The sequence below is a fragment of the Pseudooceanicola onchidii genome (genome assembly GCF_004959925.1).
Lineage (GTDB): Bacteria > Pseudomonadota > Alphaproteobacteria > Rhodobacterales > Rhodobacteraceae > Pseudooceanicola > Pseudooceanicola onchidii.
The window spans coordinates 20388-40128 of sequence record NZ_SPUW01000005.1 but is presented as its reverse complement, the minus strand read 5'-3'; the positions used below and the strand labels follow the sequence as shown (position 1 = coordinate 40128).

At 63.6% G+C, this 19741-nt stretch carries 16 protein-coding genes; 8 read left to right on the top strand and 8 right to left on the bottom strand.

Going from position 1 to position 19741, the window contains the following annotated elements; translation table 11 throughout:
• Nucleotides 1-258 precede the first annotated feature (258 nt).
• Nucleotides 259-849, top strand: coding sequence for a DDE-type integrase/transposase/recombinase (locus tag E4S58_RS17680; protein WP_136637801.1), 591 nt, complete (start codon nucleotides 259-261; stop codon nucleotides 847-849).
• Nucleotides 850-1115: 266 nt separating this feature from the next.
• On the opposite strand, the gene E4S58_RS17675 is transcribed toward E4S58_RS17680, so the two are convergent.
• From E4S58_RS17675 to E4S58_RS17655, 5 genes are all read right to left on the bottom strand, one after another.
• Nucleotides 1116-1766 (bottom strand): rhomboid family intramembrane serine protease, encoded by a 651-nt coding sequence (locus tag E4S58_RS17675; protein WP_169052729.1) that lies wholly within the window; start codon nucleotides 1764-1766, stop codon nucleotides 1116-1118.
• A 30-nt stretch (nucleotides 1767-1796) separates the two neighbouring features.
• Complete coding sequence (locus E4S58_RS17670; RefSeq protein ID WP_136637799.1) at nucleotides 1797-3200, bottom strand: hypothetical protein; 1404 nt, start codon at nucleotides 3198-3200, stop codon at nucleotides 1797-1799.
• A gap of 106 nt (nucleotides 3201-3306) precedes the next feature.
• Nucleotides 3307-3936, bottom strand: a complete 630-nt coding sequence (locus tag E4S58_RS17665) for a polysaccharide biosynthesis/export family protein (RefSeq protein WP_136637798.1) — start codon at nucleotides 3934-3936, stop codon at nucleotides 3307-3309.
• Between the two features lie 174 nt (nucleotides 3937-4110).
• Nucleotides 4111-6561, bottom strand: coding sequence for a tetratricopeptide repeat protein (locus tag E4S58_RS17660; protein ID WP_136637797.1), 2451 nt, complete (start codon nucleotides 6559-6561; stop codon nucleotides 4111-4113).
• A 155-nt stretch (nucleotides 6562-6716) separates the two neighbouring features.
• Entirely contained in the window at nucleotides 6717-7421 is a 705-nt protein-coding gene (locus tag E4S58_RS17655; protein ID WP_136637796.1) for a sugar transferase, read from the bottom strand.
• Between the two features lie 695 nt (nucleotides 7422-8116).
• Between E4S58_RS17655 and E4S58_RS17650 the strand changes: the two genes are divergently transcribed.
• The 7 genes from E4S58_RS17650 to E4S58_RS17620 all read left to right on the top strand — a co-directional run bounded on the left by E4S58_RS17650 (nucleotide 8117) and on the right by E4S58_RS17620 (nucleotide 15723).
• Entirely contained in the window at nucleotides 8117-8983 is an 867-nt protein-coding gene (locus tag E4S58_RS17650) for an ExeA family protein (RefSeq protein ID WP_136637795.1), read from the top strand.
• A gap of 5 nt (nucleotides 8984-8988) precedes the next feature.
• Nucleotides 8989-10521, top strand: coding sequence for a GumC family protein (locus tag E4S58_RS17645; protein WP_136637794.1), 1533 nt, complete (start codon nucleotides 8989-8991; stop codon nucleotides 10519-10521).
• Nucleotides 10522-10555: 34 nt separating this feature from the next.
• Nucleotides 10556-11383, top strand: coding sequence for a CpsD/CapB family tyrosine-protein kinase (locus tag E4S58_RS17640; protein WP_136637793.1), 828 nt, complete (start codon nucleotides 10556-10558; stop codon nucleotides 11381-11383).
• A gap of 16 nt (nucleotides 11384-11399) precedes the next feature.
• Nucleotides 11400-12305, top strand: a complete 906-nt coding sequence (locus tag E4S58_RS17635) for a glycosyltransferase family 2 protein (RefSeq protein WP_136637792.1) — start codon at nucleotides 11400-11402, stop codon at nucleotides 12303-12305.
• Nucleotides 12306-12375: 70 nt separating this feature from the next.
• A complete protein-coding gene (locus tag E4S58_RS17630; protein WP_136637791.1) occupies nucleotides 12376-13602 on the top strand; it encodes a nitroreductase family protein in 1227 nt (408 codons plus the stop codon).
• 22 nt (nucleotides 13603-13624) lie between these two features.
• On the top strand, nucleotides 13625-14788 hold the full coding sequence (locus E4S58_RS17625) for a polysaccharide pyruvyl transferase family protein (protein ID WP_136637790.1): 1164 nt from the start codon (nucleotides 13625-13627) through the stop codon (nucleotides 14786-14788).
• Nucleotides 14789-14790: 2 nt separating this feature from the next.
• Nucleotides 14791-15723, top strand: coding sequence for a glycosyltransferase family 2 protein (locus tag E4S58_RS17620; protein WP_136637789.1), 933 nt, complete (start codon nucleotides 14791-14793; stop codon nucleotides 15721-15723).
• Between the two features lie 282 nt (nucleotides 15724-16005).
• Here E4S58_RS17620 and E4S58_RS17615 read toward each other — a convergent pair whose 3' ends face one another.
• The 3 genes from E4S58_RS17615 to E4S58_RS17605 are packed head-to-tail and all read right to left on the bottom strand — an operon-like array spanning nucleotide 16006 to nucleotide 19723.
• The gene (locus E4S58_RS17615) at nucleotides 16006-17274 is read right to left on the bottom strand and encodes a right-handed parallel beta-helix repeat-containing protein (protein WP_136637788.1); all 1269 of its coding nucleotides are present in this window, start codon (nucleotides 17272-17274) and stop codon (nucleotides 16006-16008) included.
• Nucleotides 17271-18191, bottom strand: coding sequence for a glycosyltransferase family 2 protein (locus E4S58_RS17610; protein ID WP_136637787.1), 921 nt, complete (start codon nucleotides 18189-18191; stop codon nucleotides 17271-17273). Before E4S58_RS17610 ends, E4S58_RS17615 begins: the two co-directional genes overlap by 4 nt.
• Nucleotides 18188-19723: an O-antigen ligase family protein gene (locus tag E4S58_RS17605; protein WP_136637786.1), complete on the bottom strand. Its 1536-nt coding sequence runs from the start codon at nucleotides 19721-19723 to the stop codon at nucleotides 18188-18190. Before E4S58_RS17605 ends, E4S58_RS17610 begins: the two co-directional genes overlap by 4 nt.
• Nucleotides 19724-19741 lie beyond the last annotated feature (18 nt).

Below are 19741 nucleotides of genomic sequence, written 5' to 3'. Positions count from 1 at the left end.
GGAAGAAAGCTCTGCTCGAGGGAGCGGCGGGAAGAAGAAGGCCCAGGTCGACGAGGAGTCGGTGCGGTCGCTGCACGCCAAGATTGGAAAGCTGGCCGTCGCCAACGATTTTTTGTCAAGAAAGCTCAAGCCTTGGACCGGAAAGCGAGGCGCGAGATGATTGAACGTGCCCACCCCTCGTTGTCGGTCGGGGCGCAATGCCGCCTTCTGTCGATCTCGCGCTCGTCGTATTAGTACCCGCCGCAGGGCGAGACCGAGATGAACCTGGCATTGATGCAGATGATCGACCGGCAGTTACTGGAAACCCCATTCTATGGCGTCCAACAGATAACCTGGCACTTGCGGAACGAGGGCCACGCCGTGAACGTGAAGCGCATCCGGCGGCTGATGCGCTGGATGCCTATCTACCAGAAGCCCAGCACGAGCAAGCCGGCCAAGGGGCACAAGACCTACTCCTACCTGCTGGGTGGCCTGCGGGTCGATCGGCCCAACCAGGTTTGGTGCGCCGACATCACCTACCTGCCGATGCGACGAGGCTTTCTCTACCTGGTGGCGATCATGGACTGGTTCACCCGCAAGGTGCTGACCTGGCGCATCTCGAACACGCTGGAGGCGGACTTCTGCGTCGAGGTGCTGAATGAAGCGATCCACCGCTTCGGCCCGCCCGAGATCATGAACACCGATCAGGGCTCGCAGTTCACGTCCTTCGCATGGACCGACCGGCTGAAGCGCATCGGTAGCCGGATCTCAATGGACGCAAGGGGTGCTGTCTCGACAACATCTTCATCGTCCGCCATGCTCTACTTCAACCAGATTGAAACCGATCAGAAGGGGCAGAGAATAGCTTAAATTACGCCGGATCCTGCCCAAAAGACGGGGAGTCGCTCGGACCAGTCGAAACAGGACGAATTCCGCCGTCAGGATCACACCGGTCAACAGCAGCGGAGACACTGAGATACAAAGATCGGAGGTGATGACAAGCTGACCCTTGAGAAACGCAATGGAGATTGCCTGCGAAGCGCGGGGTCATTGTGGGAGGGATGCGGAAAAAGCCCGTGATCTGCCATCACTATTTCGGGAAACCAGCGCGCGCCAGTCGGGCGCAATTCGCGATGTCAGTCGCCCTCATGAATCAGAAACATCCCCATCACCCAGACCCCAGCCAGAAACCCGCCCAAGTGGGTCTGCCAGGCCAGCAGGCCGTCCATCGCGTAGTACATGATCACGTTCAGAAGGATCAGGCCGCCCGTGGGCAGGACCAGCAGGCGCCAATCGTGAGTGTCCCACCAAAGGTCCAGGATCAAAGCACCGGCCAGTCCGAAGAGTGCGCCCGAGGCGCCGACCATCGGGGATGACACGGGCCCGAACAGGGTGAAGGCCAGGGCGCCTCCGATCATGGAGCCGATGTAGAGCACCAGGAACTGGCGCTGGCCGACCTGCGTGCTGAGAGACCGCCCGAGCGAGACCAGCGTCACCATGTTCAGCCCCATGTGCCAGGTGCCCGCGTGCAGGAAGCCGTAGGTCAGGAACATCAGGATCGGCTGGCCGGTGTAGTTCGGGCGCCAGTTGTCCAGAAGGCCGGGCCAGAAGGCGCCGTATTGCAGGCCCAGGGCGCGCCAGGTACGGTCCCCCCAGTACCCGACATCCGCGCCGAGAAAGACCAGTTCGGGCAGGACGCACATCACCAGAAGCACCCAGATGATGGGCAGCGTCGGCTTCACATCCTGCAGGTCGGGCTGCTCCGGAGCCGGGCGGGCGGACCACACTGGTTCCTGATCCGCGGGGTCCTTCATGGGTCAGTAACGGTAGGAGAAATCGCGGCCGATCGTCACGAAGATCGCGTTCGAGCTGGCATCGGGCTGGCCCTGACGCTCGGCGACCCGGTGCTGCAGGCCGCTGCTCAGCGTCCAGTCCTGCGTCAGCTGGTAGTCATAGCTTACGCCCAGGGTGGTGCGGCTGGTGTCGGTTCCGCCCGGTGCGGAGGTGTCCACCGCGCTGTAGCTGGCATTGACCCCGAACGAGGAGCTGCCGTTGATCTGGTGGCTCCAGGCGGCGCTGAGCTGTGTCGTGATCTGGTCGAACCCGGCGTCCGAGGCGCTGACGGCCCGGCTGGCGGCGAGGGTGATCTGCCCGTCCGGCAGGGCATGGGAATAATCGATTGAGGCAACCAGCCCGCCATCCGACTGCGCCGACTTGGCATAGCCGATGGAGCCCGAGAGCTTGCCGCGCGGCAGCTCCATGCTGCCCGAGAGGGTGAGCCGGTCACGGGTGCCGTTGTTGTCGAGGGTGCGATCATAGCTCAGCCCCACCTGCCCCGTGGTGACCTGCCGGGTCACGCCAAGGGCAAAGGTCGCGCCGTCGCGGTTGCGCAGGGTGGCGGCGCCGCTCTGATCGATGCTGGAATAGCCCAGTGAGGCATTCAGGCTGGTGACCTGGTCCAGCTCGTAGGACATCCCGAGCCGCGCGGTGCGGGTTTCGCGGCGGGTGCTGACGGCATCCTGTGCCTCGTAGTCGGTGTAGGACAGCGACGGGGTCAGCGACAGGACCGGGCTCAGACGCATCCGGGCGCTGGCCTCGACGGTCAGGGTGTCGCTGTCGGCATAGCTGGGCGAAAGGGTGTTGTAATAGCGCGCGCCGCTGCGGGTCAGGGCCAGCCGGGTCTCCAGCGGCCCGTCCCGCCCCGCCTCCAGCGCCGCGCCAAGTGAAAAGCTGCGGCGGCGGCCCGGATCCTCGACCGTCAGAAGATCGCCGGTGATCGGGTCGACCAGGGTCGACAGGTTGCTCAGGTCACTCTCGCTCACCCGGGCCTGCAAGGTCAGCTTCGACCGGGCCGCTTCCTTTTCGAAATAAAGGCGCAGGCCCGACAGTTCGGCATCCGTCGTGGTGCCCGCAGGGGTGTCTTCGAAAAAGACGGCGCCGCTGGTGCTGAAATCCAGCAAGCTGGTCGTGGTCTGCCGGGTCAGGCCGAAGCTCAGGTCCGTCGACAGGCGCGTCGTGCTGCCCGGGGCCGGGGTTGCGAGGCGTTCGTTGGTCTCATGCCGCAGGGATGTCGAGATACCGAAGCGGATTTCGTTGGCGGTATTGGACTGCTGCGCCAGCAGGACCGAGCCGCTGGCCAGAAGGGTGGTGCCGCAGAATACGGCCAGGGCCGTCTGCCTGCCGATGCCGGTGCCGGAAATGCGCACTCTCGTATCCCCCATCTGCCGGACCTCTCTGGGTCTTTGCGGCATTTCGCCCGGCACAGATCCCCTGCCCCGGGCGTGTCTGATCCGTCCGGCTGCGCGGGGCAGACCGGTGTCGTGAAGCTTACTCGAACAGGCGCCGTTCGGGAACGACGATCACGTCGCCGGCCCGCAGCGTCGTTGCACCGGAAATCCCGCCGCCTGTCTTGTAGTTGTAGATGTAAACCTGTTCGCCCTTCTGCGTCGGACGCCGCAGTTCGATCCGCTTGGTCGCGGCAAACCGGGTGAAACCGCCGACCTGTGCGATCGCCTGAAGCAGGGTGATGCCTTCATCGCTGAGGATCTCGACCTTGCCGGGGTTGTTGATCTCGCCCATGGCATAGATGCCGAACTTGTCGATTTCCACGGCGCCCATGGGCGCTTCGGGCGCCTTGAAGAGAGGGCCTGCGGTGACGAAAACGCTCGGCGGCGTGGCGAAGTTGCTGCTCAGCCGTTCGACAAGGCTGTTCTGCACGGCCAGCACGCTGCGCCCGCCGGCCCGGACCTGGCCCGCGAAGGGAAAGGTGAAATTGCCGTCCGGCAGGATCAGCACCGACCGGTTGAGGCTGGGGTCTTCCAGCACTTCGATGTTCAGCTGATCGCCGGGGCGGATCTTGTAGAGCTGCTGGGCAGAGGCGGGGACCGCCAGCAGGGCCAGGGCGAAGACTGCGGCGATCCAGCCGATCAGTCCGCGACATTGCGAGAAACGGGTCATGGTCTGTCCTTTTCTACCGGGTCTGGGCCTTCCCCTGTACGGGGGCCGCTTCTGCTTGTCGGCCCGGCATATACTGCCTTACTCGCGCGTACCATAAGCGAAACAGGACGTTCGGCAAACGTCCTGTTTCACGGTTTATGTCAAGCGCGGCAGGAAAGACGCAGGGCCATGGCCTTACTGACCTGTCTGGGCCTCACCCTCGGGCAGGGCCGCCAGCTTTTCCGTCACCACATCAACCAGGCCGGGATAGGTCTTGCCGCCTTCTTCCAGCAGCTGCAGGGCCCGTTCGAAAGCCTCGCGGGCGTCTGCGGTCTTCTCCTGTTCGGCATAAAGCGCGCCGACGTGGTACTGGACCGAGGGGTCGTTCGACAGGGCCTCGGCCGCCGGCACCAGGTGCGCCTCGGCCTCTTCGATCTCGCCGCGGCGCAGGGCGATCCAGCCGTAGGTGTCCTTGAAGGCGGGCACGTCGAGCTGGCGCAGGCGGCGGGCGACCGTGTAGGCCCGCTCAAGGCTTTCGGGGTCGTCGCGTACGGTCGACAGCAGGCTGGCGAGGTTGTTGGCGATCACCGGCAGGTTCGAGTTCTGGGCGTACATTTCCTCGTAGACCGCGATGGCCTCCTCGGGCTGGCCCAGGGCCTCGTAGTGACCGGCCTTCATCCACTTGGCGTCAAGGTTGTCGGGCAGCGCGGCATTGACCTTCTCGACGGTCTCGGCGGCGGCCTCCATCTGCTTGTTGCGCATCTGGATGCTGTAGATCGACCGCCAGACAGACAGGGCCTTGGGCTCTTCCTCGGCCAGGGCCTGGAACAGCTCGAGCGCCTGGTCGTCCTGGCCGGAATAGCTCAGCGCAGAGGCGTAGAGGAAACGGGCCGCCGGGGCCTCGGGGTCGTCCTCGTAGTAACTTTTCGCCCTTTCCAGGGCCTGATCGACCTGGCCGGACATGACGAGGGCGCGGATCACGTTGGCCTCGCCGTTGCGGTCGCCTTCGGACAGGCTTTCGACAAAGCCGATCAGATCGTCGGTCTTGCGCTGGTTCAGCAGCAGCTTGGCCTCGAGATCATCGGCCGCCCCCTTGGATTGGGGACTGTCGAGCGCGCGCAGGCGCTTGATGTCCTGATCGACCCGGCCCCAGTCGTCCATGCCGATATGGACCTGGCCCAGGGTGTGCAGCAGCTGCACGTTGGCGCTGTCAACGCGCAGCGCTTCGATCAGCACGTCCTCGGCGCTGCGGAACTGGCCGTTCTGGATCAAGGACTTGGCCAGCTGGATCGACGGCCCGGGGGCACGGCCCGAGGCATCGACGGCACGGCTCAGCATGTCGGTCATCAGCTCGCGGCTGCCTTCACGTTCGTAGGCGCGCGCCAGCAGGGTCAGGGTCGCGGTGTCGTTCGGTTCCTGGTCGAGCGCCTCGCGCAGGGTGTTGATCGCCTCGCTGGTCTCGTCGCCGTCGATCAGCCAAGCGGCCTTCATCTTGAGCGCGCCGACATTGGTGCGGTCGCGTTCCAGAACCTCTTCGACCAGGGCACGGGCACCGACATTGTTGCCGGTCTGCTCGCGCATCTGCGCCAGAGAAATCTTGACGCGATCCAGTTCCTCGCCCGGCTCGCCGGTCTCGACCAGCTCTTCCAGGCGCAGCATGGCGGCCTTCTGCTCGCCCATGTTGAACATCAACCCGGCGCGCAGGGCGGTGAAGGTCCCTTCGTTCGCAGCGATATCGGCGGGCATCGGGGTCTGCGACATCAGCTCGGTGATCTCGTCCAGCGCCGCCTGTTCGCTGCGGAACCGGGTCAGGAATTCAAGCAGCACCAGGCGGGCCTGCGGGTTGGGGGTCTGGGGGTCGATCCGATCACGCAGCCAGTCCTCAGCCTTGTCGATTTCACCGCGGCTCAGGTACCAGCGGATCAGCATCTGCCCGGTGGCGGGATCGTCCGAGAAGCGCCGGGTCATCTCGATCAGGGTCTTCTCCAGCTCTTCGGTTTCGCCCATCTGCTCCAGCGCGGCCAGCCGCAGACGATAAAGCTGTTGGGCCTCGGGCTGCACTTCAAGCGCGGCCTCGACCTCGCGGCGGACCTCGGGCCAGTCGCGGTCCTGCATCAGCTGCGTCAGCACCACCTGGCGGGCATAGATCAGCTCGGGGTCGGCCTCGATCAGCTTGCGGGCCTTGGCCAGCGCGGCGGTCCGGGCCTCCTGTTCATTGCTGGCCCGCGAGGTGGCATAGGCCACCAGCGCGTCCATCGACTGCATCTCGGTATTGTCGGGCTCGGCTTCCAGCACGCGGGCAATGTAGGGCTTGGCCTGTTCGATCTGACCGGCCTCCATGGCCAGCCGGGCCAGGGCGCGATTGCCTTCGATGTCGTCGGGGTATTGTTCCACCAGCAGACGGAACTGACCAAACGCTTCCTGGGCCTTGCCCTGCTCCAGCACGGTCTGGGCGTAAAGGCGCCGCGCTTCCTGGTGCTGGCCGTTCAGATTGAACACGTTGCGCAGTTCGATCAGCGCCCGGGGCACATCCCCTTCCTCAAGCAGCGACAGGGCCGTCTGGTAGTGATTTTCGGCACGTTCCTCGGCGGTGTCGCAAGCGGCAAGAGCCAGTACAAGGCTGATCGCAATAACAAATTTCTTCACTGTTCAAATCCGGTTCTGGGCTGATCTGGGTCCTGCGGACCTTAACAAATGCCGGGGGACTTGTCTTGTCCCCCGGCATGAGGTGCAGCCGAATGTTGGTAAATAGTAAGTGTCCGATCAGGAAACCCCGGCGCCGGGACGCCGCAGAGCTTCGATCAGCAGCCGGTGCCGCGCAGCACCACACCCACGGTGCGCGCCAGGATCTTCAGGTCGAACCCGAAGGTCAGGCGGTCGCGATAGCTGTCGTCGAACCAGGCCCGGTCCGCAAAGCTTGAATGGTTGCGATCCGACACCTGCCACAGGCCGGTGATGCCCGGACGCATGTCGTAATAGGCGCGGCCCGGGTAGAGCTTGGCCTGGTCGACCATCATCGGACGCGGGCCGATCAGGCTCATGTCGCCGCGCAGCACGTTCCACAGCTGCGGCAGTTCGTCGAGAGAGGTCTTGCGCAGGAACCGACCGACCGGGGTGATCCGGGGATCGTTGCGCAGCTTCTGGTGGCAGTCCCATTCGGCCTTGGCCTCGGGATCGCTGGCCAGGTGTTCGATCAGGCGCACCTCGGCATTGGTCACCATCGTGCGGATCTTGAGCATCTGGTAGACGCGCCCGTTCCGGCCGATGCGGGCCTGGCGGTAGATCGGGGAGTGACCGTCCAGGGCAACCAGCAGCAGCGACATGGCCAAGAGCGGGATCAGGACGGGGGCGGTCAGGAGGACTAGGGCAATCGTGAGAGCCAGGTCCACCGGACGCTTGAAAAGGCGTGCATAGATCCGGGCGGGGCGGCGGGGGCCACCTGTCTCGACCGCGGAGGACACTGGGACGTTGGAATTCGAAACGAATTCCGAGTTGCTAAGCAGCATGAGAAAGTCACTTTCTCCAAATGGATGCCCGAGCAGACGGGCGCGATGTTCAGTACTAACAATTGGGGTCAGCACCCCTAAGTTCGACTCAAATTTCCTTCCGTCGCCCCCTGGCTCAGGCGGCCGCTTACAGCCTCGGAGCCGGAACTTCTGTCCCGAACATGCTGTAGCGTAGCATAAATCTAGCTGTCACCCCCGCATATTAAACCCCCGGGGGGGCCACATAAAAGCCATTTCTTGGCCATCACTTCGTTAAGATACTGTTATCAACTACTTAGAGCAGTGCCCCGGGGTGTGTTTCCGGGAAAAAAGTCCGAAACTCCGCCTCGGGCGCCACAAAATTTGGCTATATAAGTCAACAATATAGAGGTTATCGGGTGGTTTTCCGCGTATCCGGTCAACAATCGCCGCTTCCGCGAGGGAATGCCGCGATTCGCAGCAGTTGGGGCCCCGCGTCGGCGGTCCGTTGCTGCATTGCCGCATTGCGCCGTCTTTTCACCCCGGACGCGGAAAAAGTCACGCCCGCCGCCGCATCCGGGGTTTCTCCGCCCGGCCCGTCTGCCTATACCTTGTCGCCAGAGCAAGACGGCCAGAAGACCGAAGATTACATTCTTGCGCCATCCGACGCGGCGGAGGTCCATTCTGCCCCCGTCCCCCAGTCGCAGGACCCGGCCCCCGCGCCGGCAAGGAGCACCATGGCGACCGAAGCGATGTACGCCGATCATTTCGGGCTCACCGAACGACCCTTCACCCTGCTGCCCGATCCCGGTTTCCTCTATTGGTCACCGCAGCACAAGCGGGCCTTCTCGGTGCTGGAGTTCGGCCTGCTGTCGCGCGCGCCCATCACGCTGATCACCGGCGAGGTCGGGTCGGGCAAAACCACCCTGCTGCGTGCGCTGCTGGAAAAGATGGACGCCACCCTGACCATCGGTCTCATCTCCAACGCCCAGGGCGGGCGGGGCGAGCTGATGCAATGGGTGCTCAATGCCTTCGACATCCCCCTGCCCGCCGAGCGATCCGACTACGTGCAGCTTTTCCAGGCCTTCCTCGACTTTCTCGTCGAGGAATACGGCGAAGGCCGCCGCGTCGTGCTGATCATCGACGAGGCGCAGAACCTCTCGGTCGAGGGACTCGAAGAGATCCGCATGCTGACCAACGTCAATTCCAACAAGGACGAGCTGATCCAGCTGGTCCTCGTCGGCCAGCCCGAGCTGCGCGACATGGTCCACAAGCCCGAAATGCGCCAGCTGGCGCAGCGGGTGGCGGCGAACTTCCACCTCGGGCCGATGAACGAAGAGACTGTTGCGGCCTATATCGCGCACCGACTTGTGACCGTCGGCGGTACGGGCCAGGAGTTCACGCCCGAGGCGATTACCCTTATCCACAAGACAACCGGCGGCGTGCCCCGGCTGGTGAACCAGCTCTGCGACCTCTCCATGCTCTATGCCTGGAGCGACGAGGCGGCAGAGGTGACGCGCACCGCCGTGGACGCCGTTCTGAACGATGGCGTCTTCTTCGGCGCGGCCAGCGAGCCGTCGCGATACGCCAAACAGGAGACCTGAGTTAGATGATTTCCCTGCGGTATTACCTGTCGATCTTCCTGCGGCGCCTGCCCTGGTTCCTACTTGTGGCCGGCGTGATCTCCGGCGTGGCGATCACGGTCGCCCGCACCCTGCCCCCAGCCTACGTCAGCTCGGTCCGGCTGCTGGTGGAGAGCGAACAGATTCCCGGGGATCTTGCGGCCTCGACCGTGCAGGTGTCTGCGCAGGAACAGCTGCAGATTTTCCAGACCCGGTTGCTGACCCGGGCGAACATGCTGGACATCGCGCGCAAGACGCAGGCTCTTGCTGACTTGGCAGAGATGACCCCGGACCAGATTGTCGATGCCATGCGGGCACGCACCGACATTAGCACCTCGGCTGGACAAAACCGAGCCACTTTCATGAACATGTCATTCGAGGCGGGCGATGCCCGCAAGGCCGCAGCTGTCCTCAACGAATACCTGACACTGATCCTGCGCGAGGACGCCGAATACCGCGTCAACCGTGCGGGCCAGACACAAGACTTTTTCCAGCAAGAGGTCACCCGGCTCAATGATGAGCTTGGCGCACAAAGCGCCCGCATCCTGAACTTCAAGAACGCCAACTCCAAGGCTCTGCCCGATAGCCTGGATTACCGCCGCGGCCAACAACTGAGCCTGCAGGACCGCCAGATCCAGGTCGATCGCGCCATCGCCAACATGACTGAACAGCGCGCCAAATTGGTGGAGATTTTCGAGACCACGGGCCGGGTCGACGCCGGTCCTTCGGCCAGCCCAGTGCAGCAACGCCTGACACAGCTCGAGGCCGAGCTGAACCAGGCTCTCACCGTGTATTCCGAGAACAACCCCAAGATCCGCATCCTGCGCGCCCAGATTGCCCAGGTACAGAGTCAGCTCGAAGCAGAATCGGGGGCCAATGGCACTGATGGCACCGACCCGGCCCGCGCCATGTTCGAGTTCCAGCTGTCCGAGATCGACACCCAGATCTCTCAGTTGCAGGAAGAAAAGACCCGCATCGAGACCCGGCTGGACGACCTGACCACCAGCATCGACGCCACGCCGGCAAACTCCATCGCGCTGGAGTCACTGGAACGCGATTACCGCAATATCCAAAGCCAGTACAATCAGGCCGTTTCAAGCCTCGCCCAAGCCTCGACCGGCGAACGCATCGAGACCCTGTCGCGCGGCCGCCGCATTTCGGTCGTCGAACAGCCCACGACACCCTCCCAGCCGACCAAGCCCAATCGCCTGATGATCGCCGGCGGCGGCACGGCCATCGGGATCCTCGCAGGTCTTGCCCTGATCGTCGGGCTCGAATTCCTCAACCGCACCGCGCGCCGCCCGGTGGATATCGTCAACAAGCTCGGGATCACCCCGATCGCCACGATCCCCTACCTGCGCACCCGCCGCCAAAAGGTGATGCGGCGCGCGTCCCTCGTGGCCATGATCCTGATCGTCATGGCCGTGGTGCCCGCCACCATCTATGCGCTGCACACCTATTACATGCCGCTCGACCTGCTGGCCGACCGCGTGATGAACAAGATCGGCATCCGGGGCTGAGCCCCGCAGACCCGGAGCAAGGAGACCGCCGAGCATGGAAAGACTGCAAACCGCCCTGGACAAGGCCCGCAAGAAGCGCGCGGGGGAAATCACGGAGGATCCTCAGGTCCTCCGCGAAACCAGCGCCCCGTCCCTCCCGGTCGGCGTCTCAGAGGCCTGGAGCAATCTGGCCGAGATCCGGCTGGATCGCAGCCTCCTGCAGCACAATCGCCTGGTCGCCATGGACAGCAGCGGTGAATCCTCGGCCTACGACCTGCTGCGGACAAAGCTTCTGCGTCTGAGCCGCCAGCACGGCTGGAAACGCATTGCCATCGTCTCGTCCGCCATGTCGGCGGGCAAGTCGACGACGATCACCAACCTGGCCTTCTCCTTCGCGCGGCAGACCGACGTCCGCGCCATGGCCTTCGACTTCGACCTGCGCCGGCCCTCGATGGCCCGCCTGCTTGGCCAGCGGCTCTCCAGCAACATGGGCCAGGTCATCCGCGGTGAAGTGCCGTTTGAACACCACGTTATGCGACATGGCATGAACATGGCCTTCGCGCTCAACGACACGGCCTCGCGCCATTCGTCGGAACTTCTTCAGAACCACGAAACCGCCGATTTGCTGACGGCGGTCGAGGAAACCTACGCCACCGATCTCATTCTGTTCGACATGCCGCCGCTGATGGCCGCCGATGATGCCCATGGCTTCCTGCGCTCGGTCGATGCCGCGCTGATCGTGATGGAGGCCGAAAAGACCCCGATCTCCCAGCTCGACGTGATCGAACGGCAGGTCGCGGAGCTGACCAACGTGGCGGGCGTCGTGCTGAACAAGTGCAACTACACGGACGAGCTGTATGGAACGTCTTACGGTTACTACTGATCCGGAGGTGCTGCGCATGACTGACACACCCCGCGCCGCGGTCATCATCCCACACTACAACGACACGGTGCGGCTCCAGCGCTGCATCTCTGCGATGATCAACGAGGCCGAGCCCGGCAGCCTCGACGGGGTCGAGATCCTCGTCTGCGACAACGGTTCAACCGAGGACGTGGCGGCCGTTCTCGCCCCTTGGCCCCAGATCCGCCTTCTGGTTGAACCGCGCAAGGGCGCGGCCCATGCCCGCAACCTGGGCGTGGCAGAAAGCACCGCACCGCTGCTGTGGTTCATCGACGCGGATTGCCTGCCTGGCCCCGGCTGGCTCGCCCGAGCGGCCGAGGTCTGCGACCGGGCTGATATCGTCGGTGGCGCCGTGCCGGTCTTCGACGAAACTCCACCACCGCGAAGTGGCGCCGAGGCCTTTGAAGCTGTCTTCGCCTTCAATATGCGCGATTACATCGAGTGTCAGGGCTTTGCCGGCGCCGGCAACACGCTGACCACCCGGGCCGTCTTCGAACGTACGGGGCCGTTCATCCACGGTGTCCCCGAGGACAAGGACTGGAGCCGCCGCGCAGTGACCAAGGGAGCAAGCATGGTCTATGCGGCCGAACTGATCGCATCCCACCCCTCCCGCTCGGACTGGACGGCGCTCCGCCGGAAGTGGCGACGCCTGACCGACGAAGCTTGGGGCGAACGGGACCGCACGCTGGCCGCACGCCTGACTTGGGTCGGCCGCGCTTTGGCCGTCGCGCTGTCGGGGACCGCGCATCTGCCGCGCGTACTGTTCTCGGACCGGCTGGAGGGAGCAGGCGAACGGTTCCACGGCGGCGTCACACTACTGCGACTGCGGTTTCTTCGATGCGGCTGGATGCTGGGCCAAGCGCTGAAGGCTGCTTCGCCGCCACAAGGACGGCAGGTGATATGACTGCGCCCATCCGCCATCTCTCCCGGTGCCGCACCAGCCGGATTTACCTTCAGGCAAGAAAGGGTCTCTAATGCTTGCCGTCCGTCTGGGCCGGAAAATCCTGCCCGCCTCTTTGCACCCGATCGCTGGGAAAGTCTTTCATACGCTGCGTGTGCGCAGCCGGATCGGCATGCTGACCCTGCGCAAGGAGACGGCCGACCGATTGATCCTGTCGCATACCTTGGGCCGCCGCCTGCATTACCGCGTGACCTCGGGGGCCTTCGCCCGGGAACATGCCGCGGTCGCCGCTGGACGGATCGCCTATCGCCGCGGACTGCAGAAACCGCGGGAGCAAAGCTACCTGCTGCGCCGCAACGTGCACCGGATCGAAAAAGGGCTAATCATGCCCAACCGGCGCGCGGTTTTTGCGCTGGACTTCATCGGCGAGACCGTGAACGAGTTCGATGCCGTCGCCTGCGGCTATCGTGCCGCCCATCCGACCGCTCCGCTGTCGAGCGAAGTGCAGTGGGCGCATGACGTGCTAGCGCAGTTTTTCGCGGTCACCGATCCCGACCATCCCAAGCTGCGCCGCTTGGGCGAGCAGTTTGCTCGGGCTGCGGCCAAGCTGTTTCCCGAGGGTGCCGTCACCGAACGCCCTGCGCCGCGTCGACCTGGCGATCTGCAGTTCGCCCCGTTCCTCCGCGACCTTTCCCAGCCCCCGGTAGGTATCGACGATTTGCGCAACCTAGCGCAGCGCCGCCGCTCGGTCCGCTCCTACCGTCCCGATCCGGTCCCACGCGAGGTGATCGACCGGGCCATGGCCGTGGCCGCGGAATCGCCAAGCGCCTGCAATCGCCAGCCCTTTACCTTCCGCATCTTCGACGATCCGGAGATCGCCCGCAAAGTGGTCAGCGTCCCCGCCGGCACCGGATCCTTCGCCAAGGGCGTGCCGGCCGTGGCGGTGCTGGTCGGCCATCTCAGGGCATATCCTCGGGAACGCGACCGGCATGCGATCTTTGTCGATGCCTCGCTCGCCGCTATGGCATTCATCTACGCGCTCGAAGCACAGGGCGTCGGATCCTGTGCCATCAACTGGGCCGACGAGGAGCCGGCCGAAAGCCGCATCTTCCGAATGCTCGGCCTTGAGACGGACGACCGGGTGGTGGTCATGATCAGCTTCGGCTGGCCGGACGAGAGCAGCCCCGTGCCCTATTCCGCCAAACGGCCCCTGTCCGAGCTGCGCAGCTACAATACCGGACCCGTCGCCGACCAGAGTTCTGGCCCCGCTTCCGGAACCGTCCCGCCGTCTTCCTCCTGATCCGCTTCTACCGAGAGATCCCATGACCCCGCTCACTGTCCAAGTCCTCGGCATCGACCCGGCCAACAAGGGCGCCTGCCTGATGCTGGCAGCGATCCGCGACCAGATCCTGCAACGCTTTCCCGGCGCCCGGGTCGCGGTCGACATCGCCATGCCCTTCGAAGACCGGCTGCGCATGGGGGTCTGGGCCGTCACCCCGGCGGACTGGTCCACCGGGCCTGTGCTGAAACGGCTGAAGGGTCAGCTGACCAAGTGCGGCCGCAGCCAGCGCGAGAAACTGGGCCTGCTGCATAGTTCCGAAATCGACGTCATCTTGGACTCCTCGGGCTTTGCCTATGGGGATTTCTGGGGCAACGCCAAGATGGAGCACCAGATCGGCCGGTTCATCGACCTCTGGAAGGCTGAGGGCAAGGTGGTCATCGCCCTGCCACAGGCCTGGGGGCCCTTCACCGAACCAGGCTTCGCGGCACACCTTTCCGAGGTCCTGAGCAAGATGGATCTGGTCTTTGCCCGTGACCGCCAGAGCGCGGGTTATCTGCGCGAGGTTGGCGTCACGACCGCGCGGGATGCGCCGGATTTCACCAACCTGCTGCAGCCCACCCTACCCGAGGCCCGGGCTCATCTACGCGGCGCGGGGTTCATTGTGCCGAACAGCAAGATGCTCGAGGCCTATGGCGATGCGGCTCACGATGGATACTTGGATTTCCTGGTCCAGGCGGTGGCCTGCCTGCGCAGGGTGACCCCCCGGACCTGTATCCTGGTCCATGAGGGCCATCGTGACATGACACTCGCCGAAGAGTTGAACAACCGGCTAGATACCCCGGCCGAAATCGTCGATCCCGCTGATGCAGTCGAGACCAAGGCGATCATTGGCGCCGGTGGCGCCCTGATCTCCTCGCGATTCCACGGGCTCGTCAGCGGCCTGTCGGCCGGTGTTCCCAGTCTCGCCTGCGGCTGGAGCCACAAATACGAGGAACTTCTGGCGGATTATGGTATGGATGCGCATCTGGTTCGGATCGACGCGCCTCAGGACTGGCCCGACGCCCTCGCGCGGTTTGCCGCCGAAGCACAGGATCCGGAGGCCCGGGCCCGACTGGCCACAGCCGCGCAGAAGGAAAAGGCCCGCGCCAAAGAGGCCTGGCAGACAATCGACGAGATCATCCGTCGCCGTCCAAAGGCAGGCTGACCATGTCCGAGCCCCCTGCCCGCGCCTGCATCGTCATCCCCTGCTACAATGCCGAGACATGGATCACCCGCACGGTCGGCTCGGCTCTGGCGCAGGACTGGCCCGGCCTCGAGGTGGTCGTGGTTGATGACGGCTCCTCCGACGGATCGGTCGCGGTGGTCGAGGCGATGAAGGATCCGCGGCTGACCCTGCTGACGGGGGCCAACTGCGGTGCCTGCCATGCCCGCAATCGAGGCCTTGCCTGGGCCACAGAATGTGGCATGGATTACGTCGTCTTCCTTGATGCCGACGATTATTTCGAGGGCGACGTGCTGGGCGGCGCTATGCGCGTCGCGCTGGCCCATGAGGCCGACATGGTGCTGTCGAACCTGCATGTCGAAGAGGGCACCGGCCCGCGCGTGATGCGCCATCTCTACCAAGGACAGGTCGCGCCTGAGGCCTTCTTCCGGGGCTGGATGCAGGGTGATTACGTCAGCCCGCCGGGTATCCTGTGGCGGGTCGCCTTTCTCAATTCCGTGGGCGGCTGGGATGAAAGCCTTGCCCGGGCCCAAGATCTCGAGGTCACGCTACGCGCGCTGCTGTCGCAGCCAGTGATCTGGAAGAACGAAGAGGGCGCGGCAGTCTATGACCGGGCCAATCCCGACTCGATTAGCCGCAGCCAGTCGCGCAAGGCGCTCGACAGCCGCTACCGGGCGGTTTCGGGCCTGCTGTCCAAGATCCCCGGCACCTCGTTCGCCGACAGCGCGCCGTTGCTGAGCCGCGAGCTCTACCACATTGCCCGCGCCGCCTTTGTCGCGGGCTATACCGATCTGGGCCGCACGGCACTGATCGCCGCCCGGTCGACGGGCTACCGCGACCATCCCGGCACCAGGCTGCACCGGCTGGCGGCCCGGCTTCTCGGGCTCGAGACCAAAATCAGGCTCTGGAAAAACTAAAACCAAGGCCCGGTGCGGGAGTTCGATTTGGGGGCAGTCCAGCAGGTCTAGCGCGTGGCCGATGGCTCGCACCATCGGCCGCAGAGCCAAGACCCGGCCTGGCAGGGTCTGCGGTCTGGAAAAGAGCACCACCAGCGCCATGCTCAGGACCGGAGAGACAGTGCTCACCCAGACAAAACCTAACTGCGAAACGCTGCTCACCCGCGCCGGAGGCGTCAGATCAAGACTGCTACCCTGTTATTGGGGATCATACTACCGCGCATTACGTGCCCCGCGCCGCACTCAGCGTTGCCGCCATTCTCCCGGGGAGAAACCGGGCACTTGGCGCAGGCTGCTGTCAGGTCTGAGCTGATAGTCGAAATGGCTGGGGTCGACGAAATCGCGGGCCGGAAACTTGATCACAGAATTCGCCCGCAGTGGCCCGGGGACGAATTTGTAGGCCATAGCGATATTTCCCTCGACCCGGTTGCGAGCATTAGTCAGGCCGTTCTTCTTATCGCCCAGCATGATCCAGGGCTGGGACGCGGGTTGGCCCGAAATATGCACCACCGTGTTGCTCAGGATCTGACCATCGACCCCGCCATAGAGGGAGATACCGTGATAGGCGCTGACCGCGACTAGGTTGTCGCGGATGACGGGCCGCCGATAGTAACCGTCGAACAGGCCGATGCCCTGCAGCGAACAGCGCAGCGGATGCGACGGCGGCCCAGTCCACTCCAAGATAACGTTTCGCAGGATTTGTAGGTCCGTCACCACCTTGCGGCCGTTGTAATCGCCCTTGGATGCCCAGGACTGAAAGCCGTCGGCATGGTTGCCGTCGACCTGGACGCAGTTCTCAACATGGTTGCCGATGAAACGAGAATTGTCGCCGATGCCACGCAGCGCATCGCCGCTGAACCCCTCGACTTGGTTGCCGATGATTTCTGCCCGGTCACCCATGGCCTGTATACCGAAGGCAACACCCACGACTCGACTGTCGATCATGGCATTGTCCGCCCCCCTGAGGAAGGCTCCATGCATCCGCCGTGTCTGTGTCCAATCTTCCTTAGTCCAAGACATGTAGGTTCTGGGCGCATCCTCGCCAGCCCGGAGATCAAGCCCCTCGAGCCGGACTCGCGAGGCATTGCCCGCGGTCGAGACGAGAGGAGGGGGGGCCTCCAGCGGGAAAGGTCCGTCCGGCCAAACCGCTAGGTTCTCTAAGGTCAGTCCCGACAAATGCACCAACTCGATATGACTGAACCGCGCGGCCCGGGGATTCTCGGACCGGATTACCAGCGGCGGGTCGAAATCGGGCCTTTTCCCAAGCTTGTAGCCGTTCAGGACAAGTTCGCCATGAAAGCCATCTCGTAGGATCAACCGGTCACCACCGCGCAGCCGACCGCTGCGCAACGCCGCCTTGACCGACCTGAAAGGCGATGCGGCGATGCCCTCACCCGAGTCGGCGGCGTCGACCCCGGCCGGTACCACCCAATAATCTCTCGCCCCAGCGCCCGGAACCGGTAGGACCAGCCCCGCCACAAGGCTGCAAACAGCGATGATCTGTCGGATCATGAACGCCCCCCCTCTCCCTTATCGCCCAAGCCAGGCCACAGCAGGGCCAAGGCTGACAGACGGATCATGTTGACCAAATATTTCGGCTGACCCGGAGCCGCGGCCCAAGCCCCCCGGGCATGGGCCGCGGCACGGGTCATGTCGCCCAGCATCCGGTACCCACCCGCCAACCGATGGTGGTGAAAGGCCAGCATACCGGGAAACCCCGTGATCGTCTCGCGGTGCCGCTCCAAGATCATCTCCTGCGCGGCCACCCGCCGCCGGTCGGAGCGGGTGATCGAATTGGTCGACATCCGCTGGATCACCAAGTCCTCGTCCAAGAATGCCACCGGCCCCTCCATGGCGATCCGCAGCATCAGCTCCCAGTCTTCAAGCGCGGGGAGATTGGTGTCGAAGCCATGGACAGCCTCGAACACATCACGCCGGATGACCAGAATCTGGGTTGAGAGATAGCTGCTCCGGATCAGGCTCGGCAGGATATGCCCCGACAGGGGAGCGATGGCAGGATCGGGATGCCGGTCGATAATCGGCGTTCCCGGGTCGGCGTTTTCCTTGACCAGCATGCCACAATATCCAGCGACGAAATCACTACCTTTCAACTGCACCATCTGTTTCGAGAGCTTGCCCGGCAGCCAAACATCGTCGCTGTCCTGAAAGGCGATCCAAGGCGCGCAGGCCAGACTGGCGCCATGATTGCGGTTTGAAGCCGCGCCACGGGGCCCGGGATTACGCACCGCTCGGAAGCGTGGATCCGAGATGGTCTCGAGTGTCGTGAAGGTGTCATCTGAGGAATTGTCGTCGACCGCGATCACCTCGATATCGCTGAAATCCTGGGCCAGCACGCTCTCTATCGCCTCGCGAACACTGCCCTCCCGATTATAGCACGGGATCACCACACTGACTTGAGGGATCGTCATTTACGCCCGGGTCCCTGCTTGGCAGCGCGACGACGCACCAACCCCAGGCGCTCCTGTGTCTCGTTCCACCCGCGACTGTAGCTGGAGCTAAGGCCGCGTGCGGTCTGCAACGCGTCGGCGCGGGCTGCGCCCCCCAGATCAGGGCGGCCCCGTCCGGGGTTCGGCGTTTGGACAAAGCGGCTATAAGGCGAGGTGGCCTGCTGCGGTCCCTCCTCTTCCGGATCAGGCATATCCGGGTCAATATCGAGTTGAGAGGTATAGAGCCACGCCCCGGCGCCCATGTAGAACATGATGAAGACGCCAACAGCGCTCCAGACATGCACCGTCGCCAAGACGAAGAAATGCGTCGAAAAGGCAATCAGGTGACCGATCCGCAACCGGTTGGTATCGAGGTTGGAAATTGTCAACCGACTGGCCAACCAAAGATGTGAAATGAAGGCCAACATGACCGAAACGACAGCAATAACGCCGTAGCGCACGGCCGAGACCAGCCAGAAATTATCGATCGAGGCGTTGACCCAAGAAGGGCGTGGCATCTCGTTGAAACCGATCCCGAACAGAGGGTTGTTGCGCACCGACTCCATTCCCGCATCGAACTGCGCGATCCGGGTCCAAGCGCTGAGTGAATTGAAGGTCAGGTTGCTAATCAGAATGGTCACTGGTGTCCGGTTGGACGCCATATCGACCCCGACATAAAGGATGATCGACAGGATGATCAACAGTTTCCAGCGCCCCTTCATAATCCAGTTCCAAGCCAGCAGAAAGAGCGACAGAAAACAGGCAAGAAGCGGACCGGAAGACAGCGACGTCATGGTCAGCCAGAGAACAAAGATAGCCGCGAACCAGCGCAATACGCCCCGGCCATGCAACAGCATGACGAAATTCGCCAGCATGGTCACGCAGAACAGCCCCCAGAGGATCGGGTGATCGAAGACCATCTGCACCCGCTCCATCCCCATGCGGCCACGGGCGCTACGGTCCCGCGTCGGGGTGTCAAAAATTCCTCGGAAAAAATCAGGGATAATCAGCTTGCCGGTAAGGCTTTCGATTAGAACCAGTGGTGCCAAACAAAGTAGCACAACAAAGATAAAGCGCAGGAACCAGCGGTAATCCTCGGCATCGCGCACTAGTACCCGGCCGGCGAAATAGCCACCCACTAGTTCGACCACGGTGATTCCGGCAAAAGGAATCCGCTCAGTCCCGTGCACCGCGATCAGCGCCACAAAGACCCAGAGACCATGCAGCAGCATGAAGCCATCGACCCAAGTGAATCGGCCGATCTGTCCAGACACCAGTTTATACAGAAAGGGCAGCATCGTCGCGAGAAGAAACAGCCGCGTGGGTGTCAGCGCCAGGCCGCCCACTTCCCGCAGGAAAGGCATAAAGAGGCATAGCAGAAAGATCATCAACGGCAGCCGCGATTTCTGCACCTTGATCGGACTCAGCCTTTCCCCGCCAAGGCGGCCGTACCACCCCTTGCCCCGTGTTTGGTCGGCTGCGACCACGCTCACCTCGTTTCGCTTGGCTCTCATGCCAGTCTCACCCCTTTA

Excerpts from the sequence above, each read along its gene's own strand:
- E4S58_RS17680 (WP_136637801.1), top strand. The coding sequence starts at position 259 with ATGAACCTGGCATTGATGCAGATGATCGACCGGCAGTTACTGGAAACC.
- E4S58_RS17670 (WP_136637799.1), bottom strand. The coding sequence starts at position 3,200 with ATGGGGGATACGAGAGTGCGCATTTCCGGCACCGGCATCGGCAGGCAG.
- E4S58_RS17665 (WP_136637798.1), bottom strand. The coding sequence starts at position 3,936 with ATGACCCGTTTCTCGCAATGTCGCGGACTGATCGGCTGGATCGCCGCA.
- E4S58_RS17655 (WP_136637796.1), bottom strand. The coding sequence starts at position 7,421 with ATGCTGCTTAGCAACTCGGAATTCGTTTCGAATTCCAACGTCCCAGTG.
- E4S58_RS17650 (WP_136637795.1), top strand. The coding sequence starts at position 8,117 with ATGGCGACCGAAGCGATGTACGCCGATCATTTCGGGCTCACCGAACGA.
- E4S58_RS17645 (WP_136637794.1), top strand. The coding sequence starts at position 8,989 with ATGATTTCCCTGCGGTATTACCTGTCGATCTTCCTGCGGCGCCTGCCC.
- E4S58_RS17640 (WP_136637793.1), top strand. The coding sequence starts at position 10,556 with ATGGAAAGACTGCAAACCGCCCTGGACAAGGCCCGCAAGAAGCGCGCG.
- E4S58_RS17635 (WP_136637792.1), top strand. The coding sequence starts at position 11,400 with ATGACTGACACACCCCGCGCCGCGGTCATCATCCCACACTACAACGAC.
- E4S58_RS17630 (WP_136637791.1), top strand. The coding sequence starts at position 12,376 with ATGCTTGCCGTCCGTCTGGGCCGGAAAATCCTGCCCGCCTCTTTGCAC.
- E4S58_RS17625 (WP_136637790.1), top strand. The coding sequence starts at position 13,625 with ATGACCCCGCTCACTGTCCAAGTCCTCGGCATCGACCCGGCCAACAAG.
- E4S58_RS17620 (WP_136637789.1), top strand. The coding sequence starts at position 14,791 with ATGTCCGAGCCCCCTGCCCGCGCCTGCATCGTCATCCCCTGCTACAAT.
- E4S58_RS17615 (WP_136637788.1), bottom strand. The coding sequence starts at position 17,274 with ATGATCCGACAGATCATCGCTGTTTGCAGCCTTGTGGCGGGGCTGGTC.
- E4S58_RS17610 (WP_136637787.1), bottom strand. The coding sequence starts at position 18,191 with ATGACGATCCCTCAAGTCAGTGTGGTGATCCCGTGCTATAATCGGGAG.
- E4S58_RS17605 (WP_136637786.1), bottom strand. The coding sequence starts at position 19,723 with ATGAGAGCCAAGCGAAACGAGGTGAGCGTGGTCGCAGCCGACCAAACA.